This is a genomic window from Brevundimonas sanguinis (assembly GCF_029636725.1).
Lineage (GTDB): Bacteria > Pseudomonadota > Alphaproteobacteria > Caulobacterales > Caulobacteraceae > Brevundimonas > Brevundimonas sanguinis.
Window position 1 is genome coordinate 1,528,558 of sequence record NZ_CP116770.1, and the last position, 24,516, is coordinate 1,553,073.

Consider the following 24,516-nt stretch of genomic DNA (forward strand, 5'->3'; position numbering starts at 1 on the left):
GTCTCAAATCGCTGCGTGAGGATTGGCCGAGCGAGGCGGCTTCTTGCCGAGACCGGCAACGACCCTTTCTGCCGGCTATTCTCAATGGCCCGAGGGCCGCCGGAGCTTCTTCAGGGACGGGGAAGGCGACTGGTTTGTGAGGACTTCGGCGGCCTCGGGATAACGCTGGGCCAAGCGCGCCTTCCAGTCGCCTGACTGTGGTCGGGGCAGCCGGGCTTCACGGGGACGCGCCAGGACGAGCGCCGCCGCCTCCCTGTGGGCGGGCCAATCCATCAGCAGCAGCACGGCCGCCTCGAAGTCCGGATGGGTCGCGGCGTGGGTGAACGCTCGGTCCAGGGCCTCGACATCATCGAAGTCGGGCAGTCGCGAGAGGTAATCCCGAAGAACGGGCGCCGACAGGTCGCGCTCGAACAAGCTCCAGCGCAGATCCTGGGCCTCCTGGCGGTGTCCTTCGGCGTCGAGCACGTCGATGGATGCGGCTTCCCAGGCCGGGGTCAGGCGCGGGGCGCCGTCCGTCGGATTGTGGCCGAAGGTCCAGCGACGATTCAGCAGTGAAGGGTTCAGGACGCCTTCGAGGGCGGCGCGGGCTTCCGCAATCCGTCCCGCGGCAAGGAGGCGGCGGGCGATGTCGGCGGCGATGTCGGGCGACCCGGCCTGCTCCGGCGTGACGAGCGAGAGCCAGAGGTCGAGGTCCTCCGCCTTGTCCGCCAGGCGGCGAAGCAGGTTGCGGCCCGACGGGGTTTTCGTGGCCGAAGCGTCTAGACTGGCCAGCAGCCGACGCGCCGTAAGCGGGCCGAGGGCCTCGCCGGCGGCTAAGACCCAGCGCGCGTAAGCCTGCGGACGTCGGCCCAGAGCGTCGATCAGGTCGCGCAATGCATGATCGTCTACGGTCTCGGCAAGAGCGAAGAGATCCGGCGCGGCGGCCTCGAAGGCGGCGGGCAGTTCCCCCTTGGTGTCCTTCACGCGGGCGGCCAGGCCAGGATAGAGGTCGAACCAGCGAATGAGGACGGCGAGCGCCTCGCCCGGGGCCTCGGGCGCCAGGCGCCCCACGATCATGTCGCGGTGCGTGTTCAGATCATCGATCAGTTCGCCGCGCTTGCGCCACGACACACGTGTACGGGCGACGGAGACGGCGGTGATGCGCTTGTCGATCTCAAGGGCGAGGAGGTCGGGCCCGGCCTCGGCCGCCAGTTCAAGACGAAGACGGCGCTTGAGATTGGCGTTCCCCGCGCCGGCCTCGATCAGCAGGTCCGCCAGGCGGGGCGCCCCGAGGTGGACGAGGTTGGCTGCGGAAAGCCTGGTCGAGATCCTGGGTTGTCGCGCCATGAGGTCCTTTGGGAGGAGCGGGGTCGTCCAAGGGGCAGCTATAGCACGTGCGCCAAGGACGATTCGTCGTCCCCCTTGCTATCCTGGAGCCTCTCAGTGTCGGGCGGGAGGTGCGCTTTCTCCACGCGGAGCTGCGGGGTGAGGACCCAGGTGGGATTCGCTGGTCGATCGATGGAGGCCGCGATCAGCCCACGCGGCAAGGTCTTCCATATCGTAGACGACCCTGCCGCCAAGCTTCCGATAGACGGGGCCTGTGCCGTAGGTGCGATGCTTTTCGAGCGTGCGGCCGGATGGTCCGAGATACCGCCCCGCCTCAGATATGCGCAGAAACCGCTTCACCGGAAACTGTCCCATGATGCCTCCCTGAAAAGAGATCGATCATGCCTTGGAAGCGCCGGGGATCCGCCCCGCTACTTCATCACCGTAGCGACGCGGTTTGGCTTCGCGCTCAAGACAATGTGAAGCGAAAGGGAACGTGGAACAATTGCGTCCAAAAGTACCGTTCTAAACGCCGCTCTAAACGGCCAAGCTAGAACGGGGCGCTCCGGCCACGTCGTCAGATTGTTTGGGATATCAATCCCCCGAGTGGCTCCGCGGGTAGGATTCGAACCTACGACCAGCCGATTAACAGTCGGCTGCTCTACCACTGAGCTACCGCGGAACATCCCCTCGGGGGAGGCCGGCGTATAGCAGCGCCTTTTCGATTCATGCAACGGGTAAAACGCAGAAATCGCCAAATTTTTTCGCAAAGCCCTGCGCTACAAGGGTCGGCATGACTCCGATCACTGTTTTCGATCCTGATGACCCCCGCGTCGCTCCCTTTCGTGATGTGAAGGAACGCGACCTGACCGGGCGGCAGGGGCTGTTCGTCGCCGAGGGAGAGGTGGTTCTGCGCGTCCTGGCGTCCGGGGCCTCTCTTTGTGCGCCCGTATCGGTTCTGATCGCCGAGAAGCGGCTGGAGGGGCTGAGCGAGGTGCTGGAGCGTCTTCCAGCGGACGTGCCCGTCCATGTGGCGCCCCAAGCGGTTCTGAACGCTGTGGCGGGGTTTGACCTGCACCGGGGCATCCTCGCCCTAGGCCGCAAGCCGGACCCGGTCGAGCCGGGCGCTCTACTGGATCGACTGCCGGAGCGGGCCGTGGTCGTGATGGCGTGCGGAATCGGCAATCACGACAATATGGGCGGGCTGTTTCGTAACGCCGCCGCCTTCGGAGCCGGGGCGGTGCTGCTGGATCGGACTTGTTGCGATCCGTTTTACCGCAAGGCGATCCGGGTTTCGGTCGGCGCGGTCCTGCGCACGCCCATGGCGACGGGACTGGACGCTGAGGCCATGGTCGATCTGCTGCAGGGTAGAGGATTTGAGGTTCTGGCTCTGACGCCGTCGGCGGATCAGGCGCTGGCCGAGCTGGCGCCCGCGCCACGCACTGCGATTCTGTTGGGCAGCGAGGGGCCGGGCTTGCCGGGGGAGATCATCGCGCGCTGCCGCCCCGTCGGCATCCGCATGGCGGGAGGATTCGATTCGCTGAACGTGGCGGCCACCAGCGCCGTGGCCTTGCATCACATCACGACGGTGAAGTTGGCTGAAGGCTGAAAACAAGAAAGCCGCCCCGAGGGACGGCTTTCTCGATGTTTCATCGCGATGGAGGCCTGACCGGGAATCGAACCCGGGTGCAAGGATTTGCAGTCCTCTGCGTCACCACTCCGCCATCAGGCCGTGGCCCCCGTTTCCAGAGGCCCCGCCATCGCGAGGGCCGTCAGCTATCAGATCGGATTGTCCGCTGCAACGCACGGACCTATAAGCGCGTCACATTTCTTCGCCTAAGCCGACCTGAAGGACTTCGGATTATGGATTTCGCCGCCGCCCGCAAGGTGATGCTGGACTCGCAAGTCCGCGTGAACGACGTCACCGACCGCCAACTGCACGCCGCCATCGGCGCTGTGCAGCGCGAGCGATTCTGCGCCCCTGACCGCGCCTTCTCGGCCTATGCCGACGTCGAGCCGGAGATCGTGAACGGTCGCCGCCTGATGCTGCCCCGCGATGTGGCCAAGCTGCTGCAGGGGCTGGACGCCCGTTCGGGCGAGAAGGCGCTGGCCATCGCCGCCCCCTATGCCGCCGCCGTGCTGGCGCAGATGGGCCTGCAGGTGACGGCTCAGGAATCAGATGCGGCCGTGTTCGACGTGGTCGGCGCGGCCCTGGCCGAGGCCGGCGTCGAGACGGCGGTCGCGCCGCTGAGCCAGCCGCAGGGTGAAGGTTATGACCTGATCGTCAGCGAAGGCGCGGTGATCGAGCGTCCCGATTCCTGGATCGCGGCCCTGCGTCCTGGCGGCCGTCTGGCCGTGGTGGAGCGCGACGGCGCCAGCGGCGCGGCGGTTCTTTATGTGCGCGGCCGTGAAGGCGTGTCACGCCGCGAACTGTTCGATGCGGCGCCTGACCTGCTGCCGGAAATGACGCCGGCGCCGGCGTTTGCGCTTTAACGCCTGCTTCGCGACGGAATCGGCATCGCGCTGCGTGAAAAAAACTTAACTGGCGTCGGGCGAGGCTAGCCGCCAACTACGCCGTTAGAAGGCACTACAGGCGCGCCGAACGGGGGGCGTCAGGCAGGGACAGGTTCATGTTGAAACGCTCGCGCGCGCTCGCTTCGGTCGCTCTGGTCGCATTGACGATGGGGGCGACGCCGGCTCTGGCCGAGTCGCTCCAGGAAGCGATCGGTCTGGCCTATCGAACCAATCCGTCCCTGCTGGCCCAACGCGCCAATCAACGCGCCCTGGACGAATCCATTGTTCAGGCGCGCGCCGGGCTGCGGCCGACCATCAACGCCTCAGCGGGCGTCGACTACAGCCGCACCCGCACGGATCGCGTGACCACGACCATTCCCGGCCAGACCATCCCGATCGATACGAACGGCGACGGCGTGCCGGACGCCACGGGCACGCTGCCGGGCAGCACCACCACCAGCGGCGGCACGATCGAAAGCGACGGAGCCAGCGCCAGCGTCAGCCTGAGCCAGAACATCTGGACGGCGGGCCGGGTGTCGCACGGCATTTCGGCTGCTGAGGCTAACGTCATGGCGGGCCGTGAAAACCTGCGTCAGGTCGAGCAGCAGGTGATGACTTCGGTCGTCCAGGCCTATGCCGATGTCGTGCGCGATCTGGAGATCCTGCGGATCCGCCAGGAGAACCTCCAGGTCCTGCGTCGCCAGCTGGACGAATCGAACGCCCGTTTTGAAGTGGGCGAGATCACCCGCACCGACGTGGCCCAGTCAGAAGCCCGTCTGGCGCAATCCGAATCCGACCTGGCCGGCGCTCAGGCGCAGTTATCCGTGTCGCGCGCGGCCTACGCCGCCGTGGTGGGGCAGGCGCCGTCCAACCTTCAGGCCTTGCCGATCCTGCCGGGTCTGCCGTCGGATTTCGATGCGGCGATGGATGTGGGCCTGGCTGAGAACCCCGGCGTTCTGGCCGCCCTGTACGCCCAGCAGGCGGCTGAGGCGAACGTGGCCGCCGCGCGATCGGAATATCTGCCTTCGGCGCGCCTGACGGCCTCCTACGGCGGTGTGGCCAACGACCTGTCCGGCTTTGATTTGACGGACCGCACCAGCTTCACCGCAGGGGCTGCGGTCTCGGTGCCGCTGTTCACGGGCGGGCTGAACCGGTCGCGCGTCGCGCAGGCTCTTGAGCGCGCCAACGCCGCCCAGATCAACGTCGAGGGCCAACGCCGCACCGTGCTGCAAGCGGTCAGCTCGGCCTATGCTCAAAGCGCCTCGGCGAGGTCCAGCGTCGCCGCTGGTCAGGAGGCCGTCCGCGCCGCGTCGGTCGCCGCTGAGGGCGTGCGCCAGGAAGCGCAGGTCGGCCTGCGCACCACTCTGGACGTGCTGAACGCCGAACTGGAACTGCGCAGCGCCGAGGTCGCCCTGGCCAGCGCGCGCCGCAATGAATATGTGGCTCAGGCTCAGTTGCTGGCGGCCATGGGGCGGCTGGGCGGTCCTAACCTGGACCCGGCTATCGACGCCTATGATCCGGCCGACAACTACAACGCCATCCGCAATCGCGGCGCTCTGCCGTGGGACGGCCTGCTGGAGACGCTGGACCGGGTCGCTGCGCCGGCTGTGACGCCCGCTGCTGACGCCGAAGACGCGCCAGTCGACCGCCAGTTGAAGGGCGAGGTCGTTCGCACGGCGCCGCAAGGCTGAGGCCTCGCCCGCGCGGACGGATGAAAACGTTCGTTGATTCCGGCCGAGGTTGATGCGACGACAGGGCAGGGGCGAGGCGAGTCTGTATCGGCCGCGCCCGTTCGCCCTGCGCCCTTTCCGGTTCAGCGGGTGATCATCGAGATCGAGCACCGAGGTTTAAGGCTCCGACATGACCGACCAGTCCGCTCAGGAACCCACGATGGAAGAAATCCTGGCGTCGATTCGCCGGATTATTTCTGAAGACGACGCCCCGGCGGAGACCGCCCCTGCGCCAGAGCCGGAACCTGCCCCTGCGCCCGAACCAGAGCCCGCTCCGATCGCGGCCGCCGAAGAAGACGTTCTTGAGCTGACCGAGCCTTATGAGGCCCCGGCTGCTGAGGCCATCGGCGATCTGGAAGTCGCCGACGCAGCACCCTTCCCGGTCGAGGCCCCTGTCGTCGCACCTGAGCCTGCGCCCGTCGCCGCCGCGCCTGAGACGGACGCCCTGGTCGGCGAAAGCGCCGCCGCCAGCGCCGCCTCGGCCTTCGCCGGCCTGGCCGCCAGCTTCCAGAAGCCGGAACCGGAGCCTGTCGCCGCCACGGGCGACATGCCTTTCATGAGCGGCAACACGGTCGAGGCCATGGTCCGCGAGATGTTGCGCCCGATGCTGAAGGACTGGCTGGACGCCAATCTGCCGGCCATCGTCGAGGCCCAGGTGCGCAAGGAAGTCGAGCGCATCGCCCGCAGCGCGGGCTGATCGCTCGAACACCGCCGAGTTTTTTTCGACGCCCCTCAGTCCGCTGAGGGGCGTTCGTTTTTCCAGTCGAACAGGGCTTCCAGCAGGCGCACGGCATGGCCGCGCTCGCTGGTCAGCTCGGGATCGCGGCCTAGCAGCAGGCGCGCGTCATCGGCCGCCGCCAGCAGCAGGGAGCGGTGCCGGATCGGGTCGGCGAAGCGATAGGCCGGGAAGCCGCTCTGCTTCAGGCCCAGCGGGTCGCCGCCGCCGCGCAGGCGGAAGTCCTCCTCGGCGATGACGAAGCCGTCCTCTGTCCGGCGCAGGGTCTCCAGCCGTTCCTTCGCCGTCTCGCCCAGCGCGCCGTCCTCGCCGCCATACAGCAGGATGCAGGAACTGGCCTTGGCGCCGCGCCCCACGCGCCCGCGCAACTGGTGCAGCTGGGCCAAGCCGAAGCGGTCGGCGTGTTCGATCACCATGATGGAGGCGTTGGGCACGTCGACGCCGACCTCGACCACGGTCGTGGCGACGAGGACGGGCAGGCGGCCCTCCGCGAACTGCGCCATCACCGCCTCGCGCTCGGCGCCCGGCATCTGGCCGTGGGCCAGGCCGACCTCCGTTCCGAGCAGTTTGCGCAGGTCTTCGGCCCGATCCTCGGCGGCGGCCAGGTCGATGGCTTCGGATTCGGCCACCAGCGGGCAGATCCAGTAGGCCTGAGCGCCCGCCTCGATCGCCGACTTCAGCCGTTTCGCGACCTCACCGATGCGCGCGAGCGGCAGGACAGCCGTGGTGACGGGCGTGCGGCCCGGCGGCTTCTCCATCAGGCGGCTCACCTCCAGCTCGCCGTACTGCGTTAGCTCCAGCGTGCGGGGGATAGGCGTCGCCGACATGGTCAGCAGGTGGACGCCGCCCAGGCGCGGGTCGCCCTTGGCCTGCAAACGCTGACGCTCGCGCACGCCGAAGCGGTGCTGTTCATCGATTACGGCCAGAGCCAGCCGGTGGAACTGAACCGCATCCTGGAACAAGGCGTGGGTGCCGATGGCGACCTGAGCCTCGCCGGAGGCGAGCGCGGCCAGCTTGCCGCGCCGTTCGGCCGGGGTGTCGCGGCCTGTCAGCAACAGGCTGGACACGCCCGCCTGATCCAGCATCGGCGACAGCTTGTCGTAGTGCTGGCGCGCCAGAATCTCGGTCGGCGCCATTAGTGCGGCCTGAAAGCCGCTGGAGGCCGCATCGGCCAGGGCCAGGGCAGCGACTGCTGTCTTGCCGGAACCCACATCGCCCTGCAGCAGCCGCCCCATCTGCTCGCCGGAAGCCAGATCGGCGCGAATTTCCGTGACGGCCTGTTCCTGTGCGCTGGTCAGGGCGAAGGGCAGGGCGGCCAGCAGGCGGGCGGAGACTTCGCCCGGCGTAATGCGGGCGGCAGGCGTGATCTGGCGGGCGCGACGACGGCGCGCCAAGGCCAACTGGTGCGCGAACAGTTCGTCATAGGCCAGGCGCTGACGCACCGGGGCGTCCGGCGCCAGATCGGCCTCGTTCGTCGGGGCGTGCAGGGTCTCTAGCGCCGCGCGCCAGCCGGCCCAGCGCCGGGCCGTTAGCCAGTTCGGCTCCTGCCACTCGGGAAGCTCGGGGGCGAGGGCCAGCGCGCCCTGCGCCAGCTTGCGGATTTGGCGTGAGGTCAGCCCCTGCGTCGCCGGATACACCGGCTCGGACAGCGGAATCTCATCCGCCTTCTCGACCGGCAGGATGTAGTCAGGGTGGGCGATTTGAACTTCGCTGTTGAAGCGCTCGACCTTGCCCGTCACCAGACGCCGCGAACCACGCGGGGCCAGGCTCTCGATATGGCGCGGCGATCCGGCGAACCAGATCAGATGGATAAAGCCGGTATCGTCGATGGCGCGCACCTTGATCGGCGCGCCGTGCTTGTGCGGCGGTATCAGGCGATCGATCGTCACCTCGAAGACGCCGATCTCGCCGTCGACAGCCTCCATCGCCGTGGTGCGGCGCCGCTGGATCACGCCGCTGGGCGACAGGAACAGCACGTCGCGCACCAGCGGGCCCGCCACCTTCTGCACCAGGGGCGCGCTGCGCGGCCCCACGCCTTTCAGCGTGGTGACGTCCGCGAACAGGGGAAAGAGAATCTCGGGCCTCATGATGGTGCAGCATAGCTGGCGCAGCGGCGTCTGGAACGCTATCTGATCCGCCTCTTACCGAAGTGAACGGACAGGCAAGGAAACAGCGTGGCCGATATCGACGCACGTCCTGAGGACGCCCAGAACACCGACGACCGCAAGACGCGCCTGGGGCGCCTGTCCTTCCGCGCCTGGCGCCGAGGCTTTCGCGAGGCCGACATGGTGCTGGGGCCCTTCACCGACCAGGTCGCGCCGACGCTGAACGACGACGAGCTGACCGAACTCGAGACCCTGCTCGATGAAGAGGATCAATACCTCTACGCCTGGATCATCGAACGCGAACCGACCCCGCCTGAGTTCGACGGGCCGATGATGGCCCGCATCCGCGCCTTCATGCGCGAGCACGTTGCGGCTGAAGTCGCCAAGGGCATCGGCTGATGGACGGCGCGCCGGCGCGGGCCGACATGGAGCTGGGCGGCGCGCCTGAGGGACTGGACGCCCTGATCGTCGCTGATCGCATCAAGGCGCAGGGCGGGACCGCCCTGTTCGTTGCGCGCGATTATCAACGCACAGGAAACTTCATCCAGGCGTTTCGTTTTTTCGCCAAGGATGTTGAAGTTCTTGAATATCCTTCGTGGGATTGTCTGCCCTATGATCGGCTGAGCCCGACGGCTTCGGTCGCGGCCCAGCGCATGGCGACGCTGACCCGGCTGGCGACGCGCGATCCGGCGGACAGGACGCCGCTGCTGGTGGTCGCCACTGTCGCCGCCGCCGCCCAGCGCACCCCGCCGCGCAGCGCCGTGACCGGCGCCGGGTTCGCCGCAAAGGTCGGAGCCGATCTCGATACGGCGGCTCTGGAACGTTACGTCACGGCGAACGGCTATGTTCGCGCCTCCACCGTGTCTGAACGTGGTGAGTACGCTATTCGCGGCGGGGTGATCGACGTCTTCCCGCCGGGATTCGAAGAGCCTGTGCGCCTCGACATGTTCGGTTCCGAGCTGGAATCGATCCGCGCCTTCGATCCCGAGACCCAGCGCTCGACGCGCCAGCTGAAGGCGGTTTCGCTGTCCCCGGTGTCGGAGGTGCTGCTCGACGCGGACGCCATCTCGCGTTTCCGCAGCGGCTATCTGAATCTGTTCGGCGCGCCGGGCGACGAGCCGATGTACGCCGCCGTCAGCGAGGGTGCGCGCCGTCAGGGCGTTGAGCACTGGTTGCCACTGTTCTACGATCGGCTGGATACGCTGTTCGACTATCTGCCGGATGCGGCGCCGGTCTTTCTGGACAGCCAGGCGGAGCAGGCGCGCGGGGAGCGCTGGAACCTGACCGTCGACGCCTATGAGGCGCGCAAGGAGGCCGCGCGCGGCAAGGGCGGGGCCGCCTATCGCGCCCTGCCGCCCGCGCGGCTTTATCTGGACGACGGCGACTGGAACAGCGCCCTGGCGGGTCGCGCCGTGCGTCGTCTGTCGCCGCTGGCCGCCGGTTCGGGCGAGGACGCAGGCGGCCGTCTGGGCCGCAGCTTCGCCGCCGAACGGTCGCAGGACAGCGTCAACCTGTTCGCCGCCGTGGCCCAGCACGCCGAGGCGCTGAAGGCGCAGGGCAAGCGCGTTCTGTTCGCCTCCTGGTCCGAAGGTTCGGCCGAGCGTCTGGCCGCCATGCTGGGCGATCACGGCCTGACGCACGTCGTGGCGGTGCGCGACTGGGACGACGTGCAAGTGGCGCCCGAGGGGGTCTATCTGCGCGCGGTGCTGCCGGTCGAGCACGGCTTCGTGACCGACGACCTGGCCGTCATCTCCGAGACCGACATCCTGGGCGACCGGCTGGCGCGGCCGAAACGCAAGCGGCGGGCGTCCAACTTCCTGGCCGAGGCCTCGGCTCTGACGGCGGGCGATCTGGTCGTCCACCTGGATCACGGCATCGGCCGCTACGAGGGCCTGCGCACGCTGGAGATCCAAGAGGCGCCGCACGATTGCCTGGAACTCCTCTACGCCGGTGAGAGCAAGCTGTACCTGCCGGTTGAAAACATTGACCTTCTGACGCGCTACGGCACAGACGCCGAAGGGGTTCAGCTGGACCGTCTGGGCGGCGCGGGCTGGCAGGCGCGCAAGGCCAAGGCCAAGGAACGCCTGCGCGCCATGGCCGAAGGACTGATCGCCCTGGCCGCCAAGCGCGCGCTGCGGGTGTCCGACGCAATCACGCCGCCCGCCGGTCTGTTCGACGAGTTCTGCGCCCGCTTCCCTTACGAGGAGACGGACGACCAACTGAACGCCATCGGCGACGTGCTGGAAGACCTGGGCAAGGGCACGCCGATGGATCGTCTGATCTGCGGCGACGTCGGCTTCGGCAAGACGGAGGTCGCCCTGCGCGCAGCCTTCGTCGTCGCCATGACGGGGCAACAGGTCGCCATTGTCTGTCCGACGACGCTGCTGGCCCGCCAGCACTTCAAGACCTTCAGCGAACGCTTCGCCGGTTGGCCGATCAAGGTGCGTCACCTGTCGCGCATGGTCACGGCCAAGGACGCCAACGAGACGCGCGCCGGCCTGAAGGACGGCAGCTTCGAGATCGTCGTCGGAACCCACGCCGTGCTGGCCGATCAGGTCGGCTTCAAGGACCTCGGCCTCGTCATCGTCGATGAGGAGCAGCACTTCGGCGTGAAGCACAAGGAGAAGCTGAAGTCCCTGCGGGCCGATGTTCACCTGCTAACCCTGACGGCCACGCCGATCCCGCGCACCCTGCAGATGGCGCTGTCGGGCATCCGCGAGATGTCGATCATCGCCACCCCGCCGGTCGACCGCCTGGCGGTGCGGACCTATGTGACGCCATGGGATCCGGTGCTGGTGCGCGAGGCCCTGCTGCGCGAGAAGTATCGCGGCGGCCAGGCCTATTACGTCGCGCCGCGCCTGAAGGACCTGCCGGACATCGAGCGATTCCTGCGCGAACAGGTGCCAGAGGTGAAGTTCGTCGTCGGCCACGGCCAGATGAGCCCGACCCAACTGGAGGAGGTGATGAGCGCCTTCTATGACGGGGAGTATGACGTGCTGGTCTCGACCACCATCGTCGAGAGCGGCATCGACATTCCGACGGCCAACACCCTGATCGTGCACCGTGCTGACATGTTCGGTCTGGCCCAACTGCATCAGATCCGGGGCCGCATCGGCCGTTCCAAGGCGCGGGCCTTCGCCTATCTGACGACCGATCCGACCAAGCCGCTGAGCCTGTCGGCCGAGCGGCGGCTGCAGGTGCTGCAGTCTCTGGACAACCTAGGCGCGGGCTTCCAACTGGCCAGCCACGATCTGGACCAGCGCGGCGGCGGCAATCTGCTGGGCGACGAACAGTCGGGCCACATCCGCGAGGTGGGCGTCGAACTGTATCAGCAGATGTTGGAAGACGCCGTCGCCGAACTGCGCGAGCAGGGCGAGGCGGCGCCGGATCGCGGCTGGTCGCCCTCGATCAATGTCGGCGCGGCTGTATTGATTCCAGAGGATTACGTCCCGGACCTGAACCTTCGCCTCAGCCTTTATCGTCGCCTGTCGGACGCCGAGAATATGGAGGATCGCGAGGCGCTCGCGGCCGAGCTGATCGACCGGTTCGGCCCGCTGCCGGACGAGGCGCAGCAACTCCTGCGGATCGTCGGCGTCAAGGCCAACTGCCGGACGGCCTGCATCGAGAAGATCGACATCGGGCCCAAGGGCGCGGTGCTGACGCTGCGCAACAACACCTTCCCCAATCCGATGGGCTTGGTGGGTCTGATCCAGAAGAACCACGCCTTCTGGAAGATCCGGCCGGACCAGAAGATCGTGGTGAAGGGCGAATGGCCCACGCCCGACGACCGTCTGAAGGTCGCCGAGCGCATCACCGCCGATCTGGCGCGGGTGGCGGGCGCGGCCTAGCCGGCGCGCCCCCTCATGCTGCGCACAAGGGCGCCGAACAGATTGACGTAGTCGTCGGTCCAGGGGCGCACTTCGGTCGGCTCCAGCTTGCGCCAGCGGCCGTCGGCCTTGAAGTCGGCCAGACCTTCGGGCGTAGGCGAGATGACCAGGGCCTCGGTCGAGGCTTCGGCCATCAGGGCGGCGTCGGGGTGCTCGATGTAGATCTGGTGCAGTTCGGCGGCGCCGAGTTCGCGCGCGGCGGCGACGGCGGGCAGGGTGATCTCCAGGTTGCGATTGGACAGGTGCAGCACCACGACGCCCGTCGGCTTCAGCAGCTTGAGATAGCCCTCGATCGCCTCGCGCGTCAGCAGATGGGTCGGCACCGCGTCGGATGAGAAGGCGTCGATCACCAACAGGTCGTAGGAGCCTGCCGGCTCCTTGTTCAGCGTTAGCCGTGCATCGCCCAGGACGGTGCGGACCGGGCCTTGAGCGCAGTTCGAGATGAAGGTGAACCACTTCGGATCGCGCGACAGCCGGTCGACCATCGGGTCGATCTCGAAGAAGGTCATCTGATCCGAGGCGCGCTTATAGGCCGCCATTGCGCCCGAGCCCTGACCCACCACGCCGATAACGGCGCCCGGGCCGCGGGCCTGGATCAGTTCGGCCGCCTGCCCGAGAGGCGTGGTCTCGGCATAGTACATGGTCGGGGCGCAGGCGAAGTCGGGGTTGCGCGCCTGGGCGCCGTGCAGGGTCGTGCCGTGCATCAGCACGTGAACGTCGCCGCCCATCTTGGGGTCCGGCGTGACCGCCACACGCATGACGCCGAAGAAGCTGCGCTCGGACAGGCTCCAGTCGTAACCGCGGCCGATGTAGTGGGCCGACAGCGTCATGGCGGCGACGACAGCCGTGAACATCAGCACGCGATCGCGGATCAGGAAGGCGCAGATGGCGGCGCCGCCGAGGATGATCTGCGCCGTTGCAGTCAGGCCGAAGTCGCTGAACACTGTGCGCAACGATGCATCATAGCGCATCATCTCGAACAGCAGCGGTACAGATACGGCGATCGTCAGGCCCGCCGTCATCAGCCAGACTTCATGTTTGGCGGGACGTCCTCCCAGCCAGGGCCGCGCCAGACAGACCAGCACCATGACCAGCGGATATTCGAGCACGGTCTCGAACAGCGTCGGCGCCAGCAAGGCTGTGAATGCCCCGCCCAGCACCCCGCCCAGCGACATCAACAGGTAGAACTCGGTCAGCCGGTCCGGCGCCGGGCGTCGGGCGGCCAACTGCTGGTGGCACATCAGGGTCGTGAAGAAGAAGGCGGCCAGGTGCGCCCCCAGCAGCATCAGCCAATGCCCTGTCGTCATGCCGACCATGGCGCCGATCATCACGGTGAAGGTCGCCTGCAGGATCAGGCTGACGGACAGAGGAATCCACGGCCGCGTCTGGAAGGCGATGACGAAGGTCAGCAGGTAGAGCGCCAGCGGCGCGACCCACAGGAAGGGGGCCGAAGCCACGTCTGTCGAAAGGTGCGCAGTCACCCCCAGCATCAGGCTGGAGGGCGCAGCGGCCAGCAGGATCAGGATAATCTTGCGCGTCCAGGGGATTGGCGGGCTACGCTCGTCCGAGGCGGCGGTGCGCGCGGCGCCCAGACCGCGCGGCAGGAGGACCGCCAGCACCACGATCATGGCGGCGAAGACGCCGTATCCCACCGTCCAGCCGATCCTTTGCCCGGACAGGGACGCCAGCGGCTCGATCAGGACCGGATAAGCCAGAAGCGCCAGAAAGCTGCCGAGGTTGGAGGCGGCGTACAGCACATAGGGGTTGGCTCCGTCGGGGCGACCGACGCGAGCGCGCGCATACCAGGCCTGCAGCAGCGGCGCGGTGGCTGACAGTATGGCGAAGGGCGCGCCGACCGATAGCAACAGAGCTCCCAGCAGCCAGCCGATCGGGGCGGCTGGGTCAGGATCCCCCAACGTCTCAGTAATGCTCAGCGGTAGGAAAACGGCCGCCGCCGCCAACAGCGCCAGATGCGTCATGGCCTGCCACCGCACCGACGGTATCCGTTGCAGCAGGTGGGCGTAGAGATAGCCCGCCAGCAACGCCGCCTGGAAGAAGACCATGGCGGTGTTCCACACCGACGGCGATCCGCCCAGCAACGGCAGCACCAGCTTGGTCGCCATCGGCTGAACCAGGAAAACCAGGCTGGCCGAGGTGAAGATGGCGACGGCGAAGGCGGCAGGTGTTATCGCGTCGATCCTGCGATGCGCCGGGGACAGGACGTGTTCGGTCATGCGCTGCTTTCGACCTCGAGCGGGTGATTCCGCAGGTCGAGGCTAGGACGACTCGAGGATGGAGCGAATTCCCATGTTGCCGCAGGATATCGAGGCGATCGCTGAAGGCGTGATCGGCCATGCGATCAAGGCCGGTCTGATGATCGCTACGGCCGAAAGCTGCACCGGCGGGCTGGTGGCGGGCGCCCTGACGGCGATCGCCGGGTCTTCAGCCGTCGTGGATCGGGGCTTCGTCACCTACAGCAACGAGGCCAAGACGGAGATGCTGGGCGTGCCGCAGGACGTGCTGGCGCGTTTCGGGGCGGTGTCGGAACCGACGGCGCGGGCCATGGCCGAGGGCGCGAAGGCGCGCTCGCGGGCCCAGTTCGCGGTGTCGGTCACCGGCATCGCCGGGCCAGGCGGCGGCTCGGGCGACAAGCCGGTCGGCCTGGTTCACTTCGCCATCGCGCGGGCGGACGGGTCCGTCGCCCATGTTGAAAAGCGCTTCGGCGCCATCGGGCGGGACCAAGTGCGGTTGGAAAGCGTGCGCGTGGCCTTGGGCCTGTTGCACGACGCCGTGACGCGATGAGCGACCCGATCGTCGTCGACGCGCGCGGTCATAAATGTCCCGTGCCCAGCCTCAGGCTATGCAAGGCGATGGAGGGAGCCCGCGCGGGCGAGCAATGGACGTTGCTGGCGACCGATCCGATGGCGCGGATCGACGTACCCTTCCTGATGCAGGAGTTGGGCGGTCAGGTCATTGGGATCGAAGAGTCGGACGGCGTGCTTCAGATCACTGTCGAGAGCGGCGACGCTCGGACAGGCTGACAACCGTATCGGGATAGGCCTCGGGCGGGGGCAGGGCGGCGCGCTTTTCCCAGTCGATCTCCAGTTCCGTGGCGAAGGCGCCGCCATAGAAGACGGCGTTCACGTTCCACGATAGCCAGATCAGCAGCACCACCACGGCGCCGACCGAGCCGTAGGTCGCGCCCAGATGTACGATCTGCTCGACATAGATGGTGCACAGCCACGAGAAGAAGCTGGACATGACCGTGGCGACCAGGCCGCCGATGACGGCGGCCTTCCAGGCGACGCGCTTGGCGTGCGCCATGGCGTATCGATAGAGCATGGTCAGCCCCAGCCACAGCCCGAGAGCGGGCCACAAGCCATCGAGCGGCAGGGTCATCCAGCCGCCTGGTTGGTCGACATAGGCGTGCTCCATCAGGCGCGAGGTGACGACGGCGCCCGACACCACGGTGAACAGCACGAAGGCCGCAAGCGCGACTAAGAAGGCCAGCAGGTTGAACTTGAAAAAGCCCAGCGGCTTGGTCTCGTCGTGGATCAGGTTCAGCCCCGCGAGCAAGGCCTTGAAGCCCCGATGCGCCGCGTAGGCGCCGATCACCAGGGCGATCGCGCTCTGCAGCGACACGGTCCGCGCCGAAGTATTGGCCAGGCGGTCGATCTCGTTCAGGAACAGGGTGCGCGCGGCCGAGGGGATGACGTCCGCCAGCGCCGCCGCCTGCTCGCTCACCTGTCCTATCGTCAGAACGGCCTTGTAGAAGCCGATCAGGATGGCGATGGCCGGGAACAGGGCCAGCAGGGCGAAAAAGGAAACCCCGCCGGTATAGAGCATGACGTCCCGGCCCCAGCTTCTGGCGAAGGCGCGGCCTGCGAGGCGCGCCATGTGCATGGGCAGGTCCGCGAGCGGTAAGGGCTGGGTCAATCCAAGGCCTCGTCGTCGAACAAGCGGGGGGATTAACCCCATTCGGCATGAAGTTGGAACCCCTGATCCGTCGCCCGGCGATATGTCGCCTTGCCCATTGCGGGCGGCCGCTGCGCCGGTATCATGCCCCAAGGCTCGGATACGGCGGCGGGGGCGGCCGGCCGAAGCCAGGAGATCCTTGCTTGCATTCCAATCCGCGCGTGCTGGTCGTCGCCGGCGCTGACGACTCCCTGGATTCTCTGTGCGAAGGCCTGGATCAACTGGGTTGGCGAACCCTGACCGCGCGCGATCTCGATGCGGCTGTCCTGGCGCTGGACGACCTGACGATTGACGCCGCCGTGGTGGATACGTCGCTGCTGGACGCCTCGGCGATCGCGCGGCTGCGATCCGCGACCGACGCGCGCTATCTGACCATTCTAGGCGTCGGCGCGCCGCGCGGGGCCGGTCTCAATGGATGCGATCTGACGCTGTCCAAGGCTCCGCACCCCGCTCAGGCGGCCATGCGTCTGGAGCAGATGACCCGTGCGGCGGTGGCGGAGGAAGAATTCGTTCTGCGCCAGGCCACGTTCAGCCAGCACGGCGTCAACCTGGCGGCGGCCGACATGGAATCGGCGCCGCTGAACATCCTGACGGCCGGCGCTGCAGATCGTCGCTTCCTGGCGCTTTCTAACGCCCTGGTGGCGTTGGGAGCTGAGGTGGTGGCGGCGCCGACCCCATATACTGCGTTTGACTATCTGCATGAGCGCGCGTTCGACGGCGCCGTGCTGTGGGGCGATCGTTCGCACGCGCCGGCCTTGGCGATCGCTGCGGGAATGCGCCGCAACACGCGTCTCTATCATATCCCGCTGACGCTCTACCTGCGGGACGAGGAGGCGGGCGAGGCCTTGGGCGACCTTTACCGGCGAGGGTTCGCCGACGTCGCCGATCCGACCACACCGGAAGAGGACGCCGCAGCCCGCATTGTCGCCCTGGCGCGCAACCATCGCCGGCAGCAGGGACTGCGCCGGGCGCTGGATGCGGTGCGTAGCAGCGAACTGATGGACGCGGCGACGGGCCTGTTCAGCCGCGACCTCTTCGCCTCGCATCTGGGCCGATTGGCGGACGGCGCCCGACTGCGCTCGCGGCATTTGTCTGTGGGTGTTCTGCGCGTGGCGGGACGTCAGCAGTTGGGCGAACTGCGGGCGGGCGGCTGGCTGGACAGGGCCATGCCCCAGGTCGGCGCCATGGTGTCGCGGCTGGTGAGGGTCGAGGACACCGCTGCGCGCCTGTCCAGCGAGACCTTCGCACTGGCCTTGCCCGCCGCCGACGAAGCCTCGGCCCGCGTCACGGCTGAGCGGATCGCGGCCGTCATCGCCTGCACCGCCTTCGACGCCGGCAAGGATCGCCCTCCATTCGTCGTGGAACTGGACGTAGGGGTGGCCCAGTTGAGGCCCGACGACACGGCGCTGACCCTGCTTGAGCGAGCCGCCGCCGGACTGGCCCGCGTCTGAAGCCTTAGCCGGGCAGTTCGACCGAGACGGCGGCCTGGGCGGCAAGACCCTCGCCGCGTCCTGTGAAACCAAGGCCCTCGCTGGTGGTCGCTTTCACGCTGACGGCGTCCAGCGGCAAGTTCAGCAGATCCGCCAGGCGCTCGCGCATCGCCTGTCGATGAGGCTTCACCTTGGGCTGCTCGCAGATCAGGGTGACGTCCACGTTGACGATGCGCCCTCCGCGCGCCGCCACCCGCTCGGCCGCATAGACCAGGAAACGGTCCGAGGCGGCGCCCTTCCATTGCGGGTCGCTGGGCGGGAAATGGTCGCCGATGTCGCCGTCGGCGATCGCGCCAAGAATGGCGTCGGTCAGGGCGTGCACGCCCGCATCGGCGTCCGAATGGCCGATCAGGGTCTGGTCGTGCGGAATCTCGACCCCGCACAGCCAGACCGACGAACCGGGGCCCCAGCGATGGACATCGAAGCCCTGTCCGATGCGAACGACAGTGCGGGGAGCGGCGAGCGCCTCGGCCATGGCGAAGTCCTCAGGGTAGGTGAGTTTCAAAAGGCGGGGATCGCCGGGGATCAAGCGGACGCGGCCGCCGGCGCGCTCGACCACGGCGGCTTCGTCGGTCGCCGTCTCATCGTTCGGCCATGCGGCATAGGCGTCGCGGATGGTCTTCAGGCGGAAGGCCTGAGGCGTCTGGGCGCGCCAGAGGTTGTCGCGATCGACGCCGCCGACAATGAAATCATCCTCGGCGCGACGCAGGCTGTCGGCGACGGCAAGGGCGGGCAGGGCGCCGTCGGCGTCCTTAAGGCCCTGCAGCAGCGCCTCTATGATGTCGGCGCTCAGGAACGGCCGGGCGGCGTCGTGGATCAGCACGGGCTCGGCGTCATCCGCCGTCAGCGCCGACAGGCCGGCCTGAACCGAGGCGGCCCGGGTCGCGCCGCCGGGCACGGCGCGCCAGCCGGATAGCGCTGCCAGAGCAGTCTGGGCCATCGGCGCGGCGTCGGCGGCGATCACCACCACGACCTCACGCGCGCCGGCCTTCAGCAAAGCCTCGACCGACCAGGCGACGACCGGGCGTCCGGCGACGACGCGCCACTGCTTGGCGCCTCCGGCCCGCGAACCCGAACCGGCGGCGACGACAATCGCTGAGAATCCCATGACGGCCTTCTAGGCGTCCCGGTTCCGCTTGACGAGAGGGGGCGCCTTCGGTGCTAAGGGAGCCGTATGAAGACTGGCCTGCAAATTGGGGACGTAAGGATCGACGGGCGGGTGCTGATGGCGCCCATGACCGGGATCACCGACCTGCCGTTCCGGGTGCTGGCCTCGCAGCTGGGCGCCTCTTACGTGGCGACCGAAATGGTGGCGGCGGCCGAACTGGCGCGCGCGCGGCCGGACGTGGTGCGGCGCGCCGCCGTCGGCGGGGGCCTGCCGCTGACGGTGATCCAGCTGGTCGGCGGCGACGCCGAGGCGATGGCCGAGGGCGCGCGCATGGCGCAGAAGGCCGGCGCCGACATCATCGACCTGAACTTCGGCTGTCCGGCCAAGGAAGTCACCGGCGCCGCCTGCGGCTCGGCCCTGATGCGGACGCCGGATCAGGCGGCGCGGATCATGGAGGCGGTCGTACAGGCCGTCAGTCGGCCGGTTACGGTCAAGATGCGGCTCGGCTGGGACGACAACAATCTGAACGCCGCTGACCTGGCGCGTCGGGCCGAGGGGCTGGGCGTGGCGGCGGTGACGGTGCACGGCCGCACCCGCAAGCAGTTCTACACCGGTGTCGCCGACTGGGACGCGGTAGCCGAGGTGAAGCAGGCGGTGGCCATTCCCGTCATCGTCAACGGCGACATCATCACCGCTGAACAGGCGCGCGAGGCCTTGGCGCGATCCGGCGCCGACGCCCTGATGCTGGGTCGAGGCGTCTATGGGCGGCCGTGGCTGGCCGCGCATCTGGAGCGCGCCCTGATCGACGGGACGCAACTGCGCGAGCCGGATCGGGAAGAACGGCTGGCGATCATCATCCGGCATCTGCGGGCCTCGGCTGACTTCTACGGCCTGCCGCTGGGGCTGAAGATGTTCCGCAAACATCTGGGCTGGTACATCGAACAGGCGCCCTGGCCGGCCAATCCCACCGAGCGACGAGCGGCCAAGGCGCGTCTTTGCCGGCTGGAGACGCCAGAGGAGGTCGAGGAGGCGCTGACGGCGCTGTGGCTTGATGTGAAGCATTCTCGCAACTTCGCTGTTGAAAATAGGCCACAGGTGGTTGAAGCTATCGCTTGATGTCGAACCGCGCCGCCCCGGCTGATCACCACAACTCGGAGCTTTCGCTCTGGGGGCGGTTGGCTGGCGGTCGGGCGCGCGCCCTGTTCGGCACAGCCTATGCGATCGCCTTCATCGTCACGGCGGCGGCGATCTGGCTGGTCGCCATCGCGCCCGGCGCGACCGTCGGCGGAGATGCGCGCTCAGCGGCCAGTCAGGCCGTGCTGTTCATCTTGCTGGCCAATCTGGTCCTGATCTTCGGGCTGGCCTTTGTGATCGGCGGTCGGGTGCTGCGCCTGTTCCGTAACCGCTACAACCCGGGCGCGCGGCTGCATCTGCGCTTCGTGACCCTGTTCTCGCTGGTTTCGGTCGTGCCCGCCGTGCTGATCGCCCTGGTGTTCGGCGTTCTGGTCAACCGCGGCGTCGATCAGTGGTTCAGCGCGAATGTGCAATCGGCGGTCAGGAACGGGGCCGAGATCGGCCGCGCCTATGTCGCCGACGTCGGCAGCGGGCTTGAGGCGGACATGGAGACCATGTCCACCGAACTGGGCGGGGTGCGGGGCCTGTTCGACAACCGTATCCAGTTTTCCCGCGCCCTGGCTCAGATCGGCGACTTCTTCGGCTATCCGGCGCTTTATATCCTCGACCAGAACGGCCGCGTGCTGGCCAGCGGCGAGCGGCCCGGGGCCCCGCCCTATGTCGCGCCGCCCCGCGAAGCCTTGGAGACGGTCGCGGGCGGCGAGGTGGCCCCCACCACGGTGACGGAGAACCCCGATACGGTTCGCGCCCTCTATCCGCTGCCTGACTATGGCGACGCCTATCTCTACGTCGTTCGCCCGCTGGCGCCGGGCCTGATCCAGCGGATGCGCAACGGCGAGGAATCCATCACCGCCTATCGCGAGGCGGAGGAAAGCCGCGCCCGCATCCAGGCGGCTTTCGCCCTCAGCTATCTTGAGACGGCCCTGCTGGTGCTGGTCGGCGCGGTGTGGCTGGCCATGTCGGCGGCCAGTTCGATCTCGGCGCCGATCGGGCGACTGGTGCGGGCGGCGGATCAGGTCGCCGGCGGCGATCTGGACGCGAGGGTCGATAATGCTGAGGCGCCGGCAGAGCTGATCGTCCTTTCCGAAGCGTTCAACCGCATGACGCAGGACATCAAGACCCAGCAGGCCGCCTTGAAGACCGCCTCGGACGAAGCTCAGGCCCGAAGCCTTTTCATTGAAACCGTGCTGTCGGGCGTCAGCGCGGGCGTTATCGGCCTGGACCGCAAGCGCCGCATCTCGGCTATCAACGACAGCGCCAGCCACCTTTTGGGACTGGACGCCGACCATGTGCAGGGGCGTCGTCTGGCCGAGGTGGCGCCGGAACTGGGCGAACTGTCCGAGCGCGGCGAGGCCCATATCGAAGAAGACATCGACATCGACCGCAACGGAGAGGCGCTGCGCCTGCGGGTCCGTATCGAAGGCGGGCAGGGCGGCGAGATGGTGCTGACCTTCGACGACATCACGCGTCTGGTCACGGCCCAGCGCAACGCCGCCTGGCGCGATGTGGCGCGGCGCATCGCCCATGAAATCAAGAACCCGCTGACCCCGATCCAGCTGTCGGCCGAACGCTTGCGTCGCCGCTATCGCGAGCAGGTCGGCGAGGATGTCGAAGTCTTCGATCGCTGTACCGAGACCATCATCCGCCAGGTCGGCGATATCGGACGGATGGTGGACGAATTCTCGTCCTTCGCGCGGATGCCCGCGCCTCGTTTCTCACGCGAGAATCCGGCCGAAATGCTGCGCGAGGCGGTGTTCGCCCAGCGCGTTGCAGCGGGGGATATCGGCGTCGATCTGATCGAGCCCCTGCCGGACGTCGTGATGCAGGCGGACGGTCGCATGGTGCGTCAGGCCCTCGCCAACATCCTGAAGAACGCAGGCGAGGCGGTGGCCGGTCGGCGCGAGCGGGACGGGGTGACGGAGCCCGGTCTGGGCATCATCGCCCGTCTGACGGTCGAGGACGGTTTCGCCTCCTTCGTCATTGAGGACGACGGCGTCGGCCTGCCTGCCAAGGATCGGGACCGGCTGACCGAACCTTATGTAACGACGCGCGAGAAGGGGACGGGCCTGGGCCTGGCCATCGTCAAGCGCATTTGTGAAGACCACGGCGGAGAGCTGAAGCTGGCCGACGCCGAAACCTTGTCAGGCGCGCGCGTGTGCCTGACCTTCCCCCTGAGCCAGGATCATAAGGCCGTCGCTCGCGCGTCCAGCGCGATGCGGACGGCGGAGTAAGAGAGGCGTCATGAAAAGCACCGGTGCCGACATTCTGGTCGTCGACGACGAAGCCGATATCCGCGAGCTGGTTTCCGGCCTGCTGGAGGACGAAGGCCACGCGGTCCGCACGGCCGCCAACTCCGACGAAGCCCTGGCCGCCATCAAGGCGCGCAAGCCGTCGCTGGCGGTCCTGGACATCTGGATGCAGGGCGGCGGCCTGGACGGCCTGGAATTGCTGGATGTGGTGCGCGAACTGGATGAGGACCTGCCGGTCGTCATGATCTCGGGCCACGGCAATATTGAAACGGCGGTCAGCGCCCTGAAGCGCGGCGCCTATGACTTCATCGAAAAGCCCTTCAAGTCCGACCGGCTGGTGGTGGTGGTCGAGCGGGCGCTGGAAGCGGCGTCCCTGAAGCGCGAGAACCGTCGCCTGCGCGCCCAGACGCTGACGCCCACCGGCCTGATCGGCAAGTCGGTGGCGGCGCAGGCGCTGCGCAGCACCATCTCCAAGGTGGCACCCGCCAACAGCCGCATCCTCATCGCCGGGCCTCCGGGCTCGGGCAAGGAACTGGTCGCACGCCAGATTCACGACGCCAGCCCGCGCGCCAGGGCCGAGTTCGTGGCGATCTCGGCCGCCGGCATGACGCCCGAGCGCCTTGACGTCGAACTGTTCGGCGAAGAAGGCGGCGACGGCCGTCCGCGCAAGATCGGCGTCTTTGAGCAGGCGCATAACGGCACCCTGTTCCTGGACGACGTGGCCGACATGCCCCGCGAGAGCCAGAGCCGTATCCTACGTGTTCTGGTCGAGCAGCGGTTCCGCCGCGTCGGCGGCGAACAGGATGTTCAGGTCGACGTGCGGGTCATCAGTTCGACCTCGCGCGATCTGCGTCTGGAGATTAGCGAAGGGCGCTTCCGCGAGGACCTGTTCCACCGTCTGAACGTGGTGCCGATCCGCGTCCCGCCGCTGTCCGAACGTCGCGAGGATATCAGCGAACTGGTCGAGTATTTCGTCGATAACCTGTCGGCGTCGCAGGGGCTGCCGCATCGCCGCATCGCCGATGACGCCCTGGCTGTGCTGCAGGTCCACCCGTGGCCCGGCAACGTCCGACAACTGCGCAACAATGTCGAACGCCTGCTGATCCTGGCGACCGGGACGGCGGACGAGCCGATAACGGCGGACATGCTGCCGCAGGAGGTGGCGTCGTCCGCCAGCCCCGCCTCGCTCAGCGCCGATCGCATCATCGCCCTGCCGCTGCGTGAAGCCAGGGAGGTGTTCGAGCGGGAATATCTGTCGGCGCAGATCATGCGCTTCGGCGGCAACATCTCGCGCACGGCCGCCTTCATCGGCATGGAGCGGTCGGCGCTGCATCGCAAGCTTAAGTCGCTGGGCGTGTCGCCCGCACGCGGCGGAGACGAAGAAGGAGAGGGCGCCTGATGTCCAGGGTCGCCTATGTAAACGGCGTTTATCAGCCGCACGGTCAGGCCGTGGTTCACATCGAGGATCGCGGGTTTCAGTTCGCCGACGGCGTCTATGAGGTCTGGTCCGTGTTTGACGGCAGGCTGGCTGACTATGAGGGGCATCTGAGCCGGTTGGCGCGCAGCCTGACCGAGTTGCGCATCGACATTCCCATGTCGGCCCAGTCTCTGGGCATCGTCTTGCGTGAAACGATCCGCCGCAACCGGGTGCGCAACGGCCTGGTCTATATCCAGATCACGCGCGGCACCGCTCCGCGCGATCACGCCTTCCCCAAGGATGTAGCGCCCAGCGTCATTGTCACGGCCAAGTCTGTTGACCTGAAGAAGGGCGAAGCCCTGGCCGCCAGGGGCGCCGCCGGCGTCACCCACCCGGACATGCGCTGGGGCCGTTGCGACATCAAGACCGTCGGCCTGCTGCCCAACGCCCTGGCCAAACAGGCGGCTCGCGAGCGCGGGGCCTATGAGGCCATCCTGTTCGACGAAATGGGCATGGTGACCGAGGGCTCCTCGACCAACGCCTGGATCGTTGATGAGAACGGCAAGCTGAGGACCCGCGACACTCAGGCCAACATTCTGCGCGGCATCACCCGCGCGGCGATTCTGAAACTGGTGGAAGCCGAGGGCATCGAACTGGAAGAGCGCGCCTTCAGCGTCGAAGAGGCCAAGCGCGCGCGTGAAATCTTCGTCACGGCGGCCAGTTCCTTCGTCATGCCGATCGTGTCGCTGGACGGAACCCGCATCGGCGAGGGCAAGCCCGGCCCGGTGGCGACCCGTCTGCGCGAGATTTATCTGGAACAGGCGCGCCGCGAGGCCATTTAAGCCGTTGCCGCACCGGCGGGGGCA

General features: G+C 67.7%; 18 protein-coding genes and 2 tRNA genes. 13 read left to right on the forward strand and 7 right to left on the reverse strand.

The window, feature by feature from the left end:
- Positions 1–81 precede the first annotated feature (81 nt).
- Complete coding sequence (locus PIB44_RS07675; RefSeq protein WP_278070945.1) at positions 82–1,326, reverse strand: DUF6880 family protein; 1,245 nt, start codon at positions 1,324–1,326, stop codon at positions 82–84.
- 586 nt (positions 1,327–1,912) lie between these two features.
- Positions 1,913–1,987: transfer RNA gene (locus PIB44_RS07685), tRNA-Asn, on the reverse strand.
- A gap of 111 nt (positions 1,988–2,098) precedes the next feature.
- Here PIB44_RS07685 and PIB44_RS07690 point away from each other — a divergent pair.
- Complete coding sequence (locus PIB44_RS07690; RefSeq protein WP_278070948.1) at positions 2,099–2,914, forward strand: TrmH family RNA methyltransferase; 816 nt, start codon at positions 2,099–2,101, stop codon at positions 2,912–2,914.
- Positions 2,915–2,963: 49 nt separating this feature from the next.
- On the opposite strand, the gene PIB44_RS07695 is transcribed toward PIB44_RS07690, so the two are convergent.
- A tRNA-Cys gene (locus tag PIB44_RS07695) sits at positions 2,964–3,037 on the reverse strand.
- A 131-nt stretch (positions 3,038–3,168) separates the two neighbouring features.
- Here PIB44_RS07695 and PIB44_RS07700 point away from each other — a divergent pair.
- The 3 genes from PIB44_RS07700 (at position 3,169) to PIB44_RS07710 (ending at position 6,246) form a co-directional block, all read left to right on the forward strand.
- Positions 3,169–3,798 carry a protein-L-isoaspartate O-methyltransferase family protein gene (locus tag PIB44_RS07700; protein WP_278068905.1) on the forward strand — a complete coding sequence of 210 codons (630 nt, stop codon included), beginning with the start codon at positions 3,169–3,171 and terminating at the stop codon, positions 3,796–3,798.
- A gap of 137 nt (positions 3,799–3,935) precedes the next feature.
- Positions 3,936–5,510, forward strand: a complete 1,575-nt coding sequence (locus PIB44_RS07705) for a TolC family outer membrane protein (protein WP_278068906.1) — start codon at positions 3,936–3,938, stop codon at positions 5,508–5,510.
- A 169-nt stretch (positions 5,511–5,679) separates the two neighbouring features.
- Positions 5,680–6,246, forward strand: a complete 567-nt coding sequence (locus PIB44_RS07710) for a DUF2497 domain-containing protein (RefSeq protein WP_278068907.1) — start codon at positions 5,680–5,682, stop codon at positions 6,244–6,246.
- A gap of 35 nt (positions 6,247–6,281) precedes the next feature.
- On the opposite strand, the gene recG is transcribed toward PIB44_RS07710, so the two are convergent.
- A complete protein-coding gene (gene recG / locus PIB44_RS07715) occupies positions 6,282–8,372 on the reverse strand; it encodes an ATP-dependent DNA helicase RecG (protein ID WP_278068908.1) in 2,091 nt (696 codons plus the stop codon).
- Positions 8,373–8,459: 87 nt separating this feature from the next.
- Between recG and PIB44_RS07720 the strand changes: the two genes are divergently transcribed.
- Both PIB44_RS07720 and mfd read left to right on the forward strand, forming a co-directional pair.
- Complete coding sequence (locus tag PIB44_RS07720) at positions 8,460–8,789, forward strand: FAD assembly factor SdhE (RefSeq protein ID WP_278068909.1); 330 nt, start codon at positions 8,460–8,462, stop codon at positions 8,787–8,789.
- Positions 8,789–12,238, forward strand: a complete 3,450-nt coding sequence (mfd, locus tag PIB44_RS07725; RefSeq protein ID WP_278068910.1) for a transcription-repair coupling factor — start codon at positions 8,789–8,791, stop codon at positions 12,236–12,238. Before PIB44_RS07720 ends, mfd begins: the two co-directional genes overlap by 1 nt.
- On the opposite strand, the gene PIB44_RS07730 is transcribed toward mfd, so the two are convergent.
- Complete coding sequence (locus tag PIB44_RS07730) at positions 12,235–14,511, reverse strand: fused MFS/spermidine synthase (protein WP_278068911.1); 2,277 nt, start codon at positions 14,509–14,511, stop codon at positions 12,235–12,237. The two genes, mfd and PIB44_RS07730, sit on opposite strands and share 4 nt — an antisense overlap.
- Before the next feature lie 73 nt (positions 14,512–14,584).
- Here PIB44_RS07730 and PIB44_RS07735 point away from each other — a divergent pair, with 73 nt between their 5' ends.
- Together PIB44_RS07735 and PIB44_RS07740 are read left to right on the forward strand one after the other, a co-directional pair.
- Positions 14,585–15,079, forward strand: coding sequence for a CinA family protein (locus PIB44_RS07735; protein ID WP_145915905.1), 495 nt, complete (start codon positions 14,585–14,587; stop codon positions 15,077–15,079).
- A gap of 68 nt (positions 15,080–15,147) precedes the next feature.
- Positions 15,148–15,318 carry a sulfurtransferase TusA family protein gene (locus PIB44_RS07740; RefSeq protein ID WP_318035456.1) on the forward strand — a complete coding sequence of 57 codons (171 nt, stop codon included), beginning with the start codon at positions 15,148–15,150 and terminating at the stop codon, positions 15,316–15,318.
- Here PIB44_RS07740 and PIB44_RS07745 read toward each other — a convergent pair.
- On the reverse strand, positions 15,284–16,180 hold the full coding sequence (locus tag PIB44_RS07745) for a YihY/virulence factor BrkB family protein (protein WP_051582071.1): 897 nt from the start codon (positions 16,178–16,180) through the stop codon (positions 15,284–15,286). The genes PIB44_RS07740 and PIB44_RS07745 overlap by 35 nt on opposite strands.
- A gap of 215 nt (positions 16,181–16,395) precedes the next feature.
- Between PIB44_RS07745 and PIB44_RS07750 the strand changes: the two genes are divergently transcribed.
- Positions 16,396–17,703, forward strand: coding sequence for a diguanylate cyclase domain-containing protein (locus PIB44_RS07750; RefSeq protein ID WP_278068914.1), 1,308 nt, complete (start codon positions 16,396–16,398; stop codon positions 17,701–17,703).
- A 4-nt stretch (positions 17,704–17,707) separates the two neighbouring features.
- On the opposite strand, the gene PIB44_RS07755 is transcribed toward PIB44_RS07750, so the two are convergent.
- Positions 17,708–18,850, reverse strand: a complete 1,143-nt coding sequence (locus PIB44_RS07755) for a bifunctional 2-C-methyl-D-erythritol 4-phosphate cytidylyltransferase/2-C-methyl-D-erythritol 2,4-cyclodiphosphate synthase (protein ID WP_278068915.1) — start codon at positions 18,848–18,850, stop codon at positions 17,708–17,710.
- A gap of 66 nt (positions 18,851–18,916) precedes the next feature.
- Here PIB44_RS07755 and dusB point away from each other — a divergent pair, with 66 nt between their 5' ends.
- The 4 genes from dusB to PIB44_RS07775 are packed head-to-tail and all read left to right on the forward strand — an operon-like array spanning position 18,917 to position 24,492.
- Positions 18,917–19,966 carry a tRNA dihydrouridine synthase DusB gene (gene dusB / locus PIB44_RS07760; RefSeq protein WP_278068916.1) on the forward strand — a complete coding sequence of 350 codons (1,050 nt, stop codon included), beginning with the start codon at positions 18,917–18,919 and terminating at the stop codon, positions 19,964–19,966.
- Entirely contained in the window at positions 19,966–22,215 is a 2,250-nt protein-coding gene (locus PIB44_RS07765) for a sensor histidine kinase NtrY-like (protein WP_278068917.1), read from the forward strand. The genes dusB and PIB44_RS07765 overlap by 1 nt, the downstream gene beginning before the upstream one ends.
- 10 nt (positions 22,216–22,225) lie before the next feature.
- Positions 22,226–23,632, forward strand: coding sequence for a nitrogen assimilation response regulator NtrX (ntrX, locus tag PIB44_RS07770; protein WP_025976988.1), 1,407 nt, complete (start codon positions 22,226–22,228; stop codon positions 23,630–23,632).
- Positions 23,632–24,492, forward strand: a complete 861-nt coding sequence (locus tag PIB44_RS07775) for a D-amino-acid transaminase (protein WP_278068918.1) — start codon at positions 23,632–23,634, stop codon at positions 24,490–24,492. The genes ntrX and PIB44_RS07775 overlap by 1 nt, the downstream gene beginning before the upstream one ends.
- Positions 24,493–24,516 lie beyond the last annotated feature (24 nt).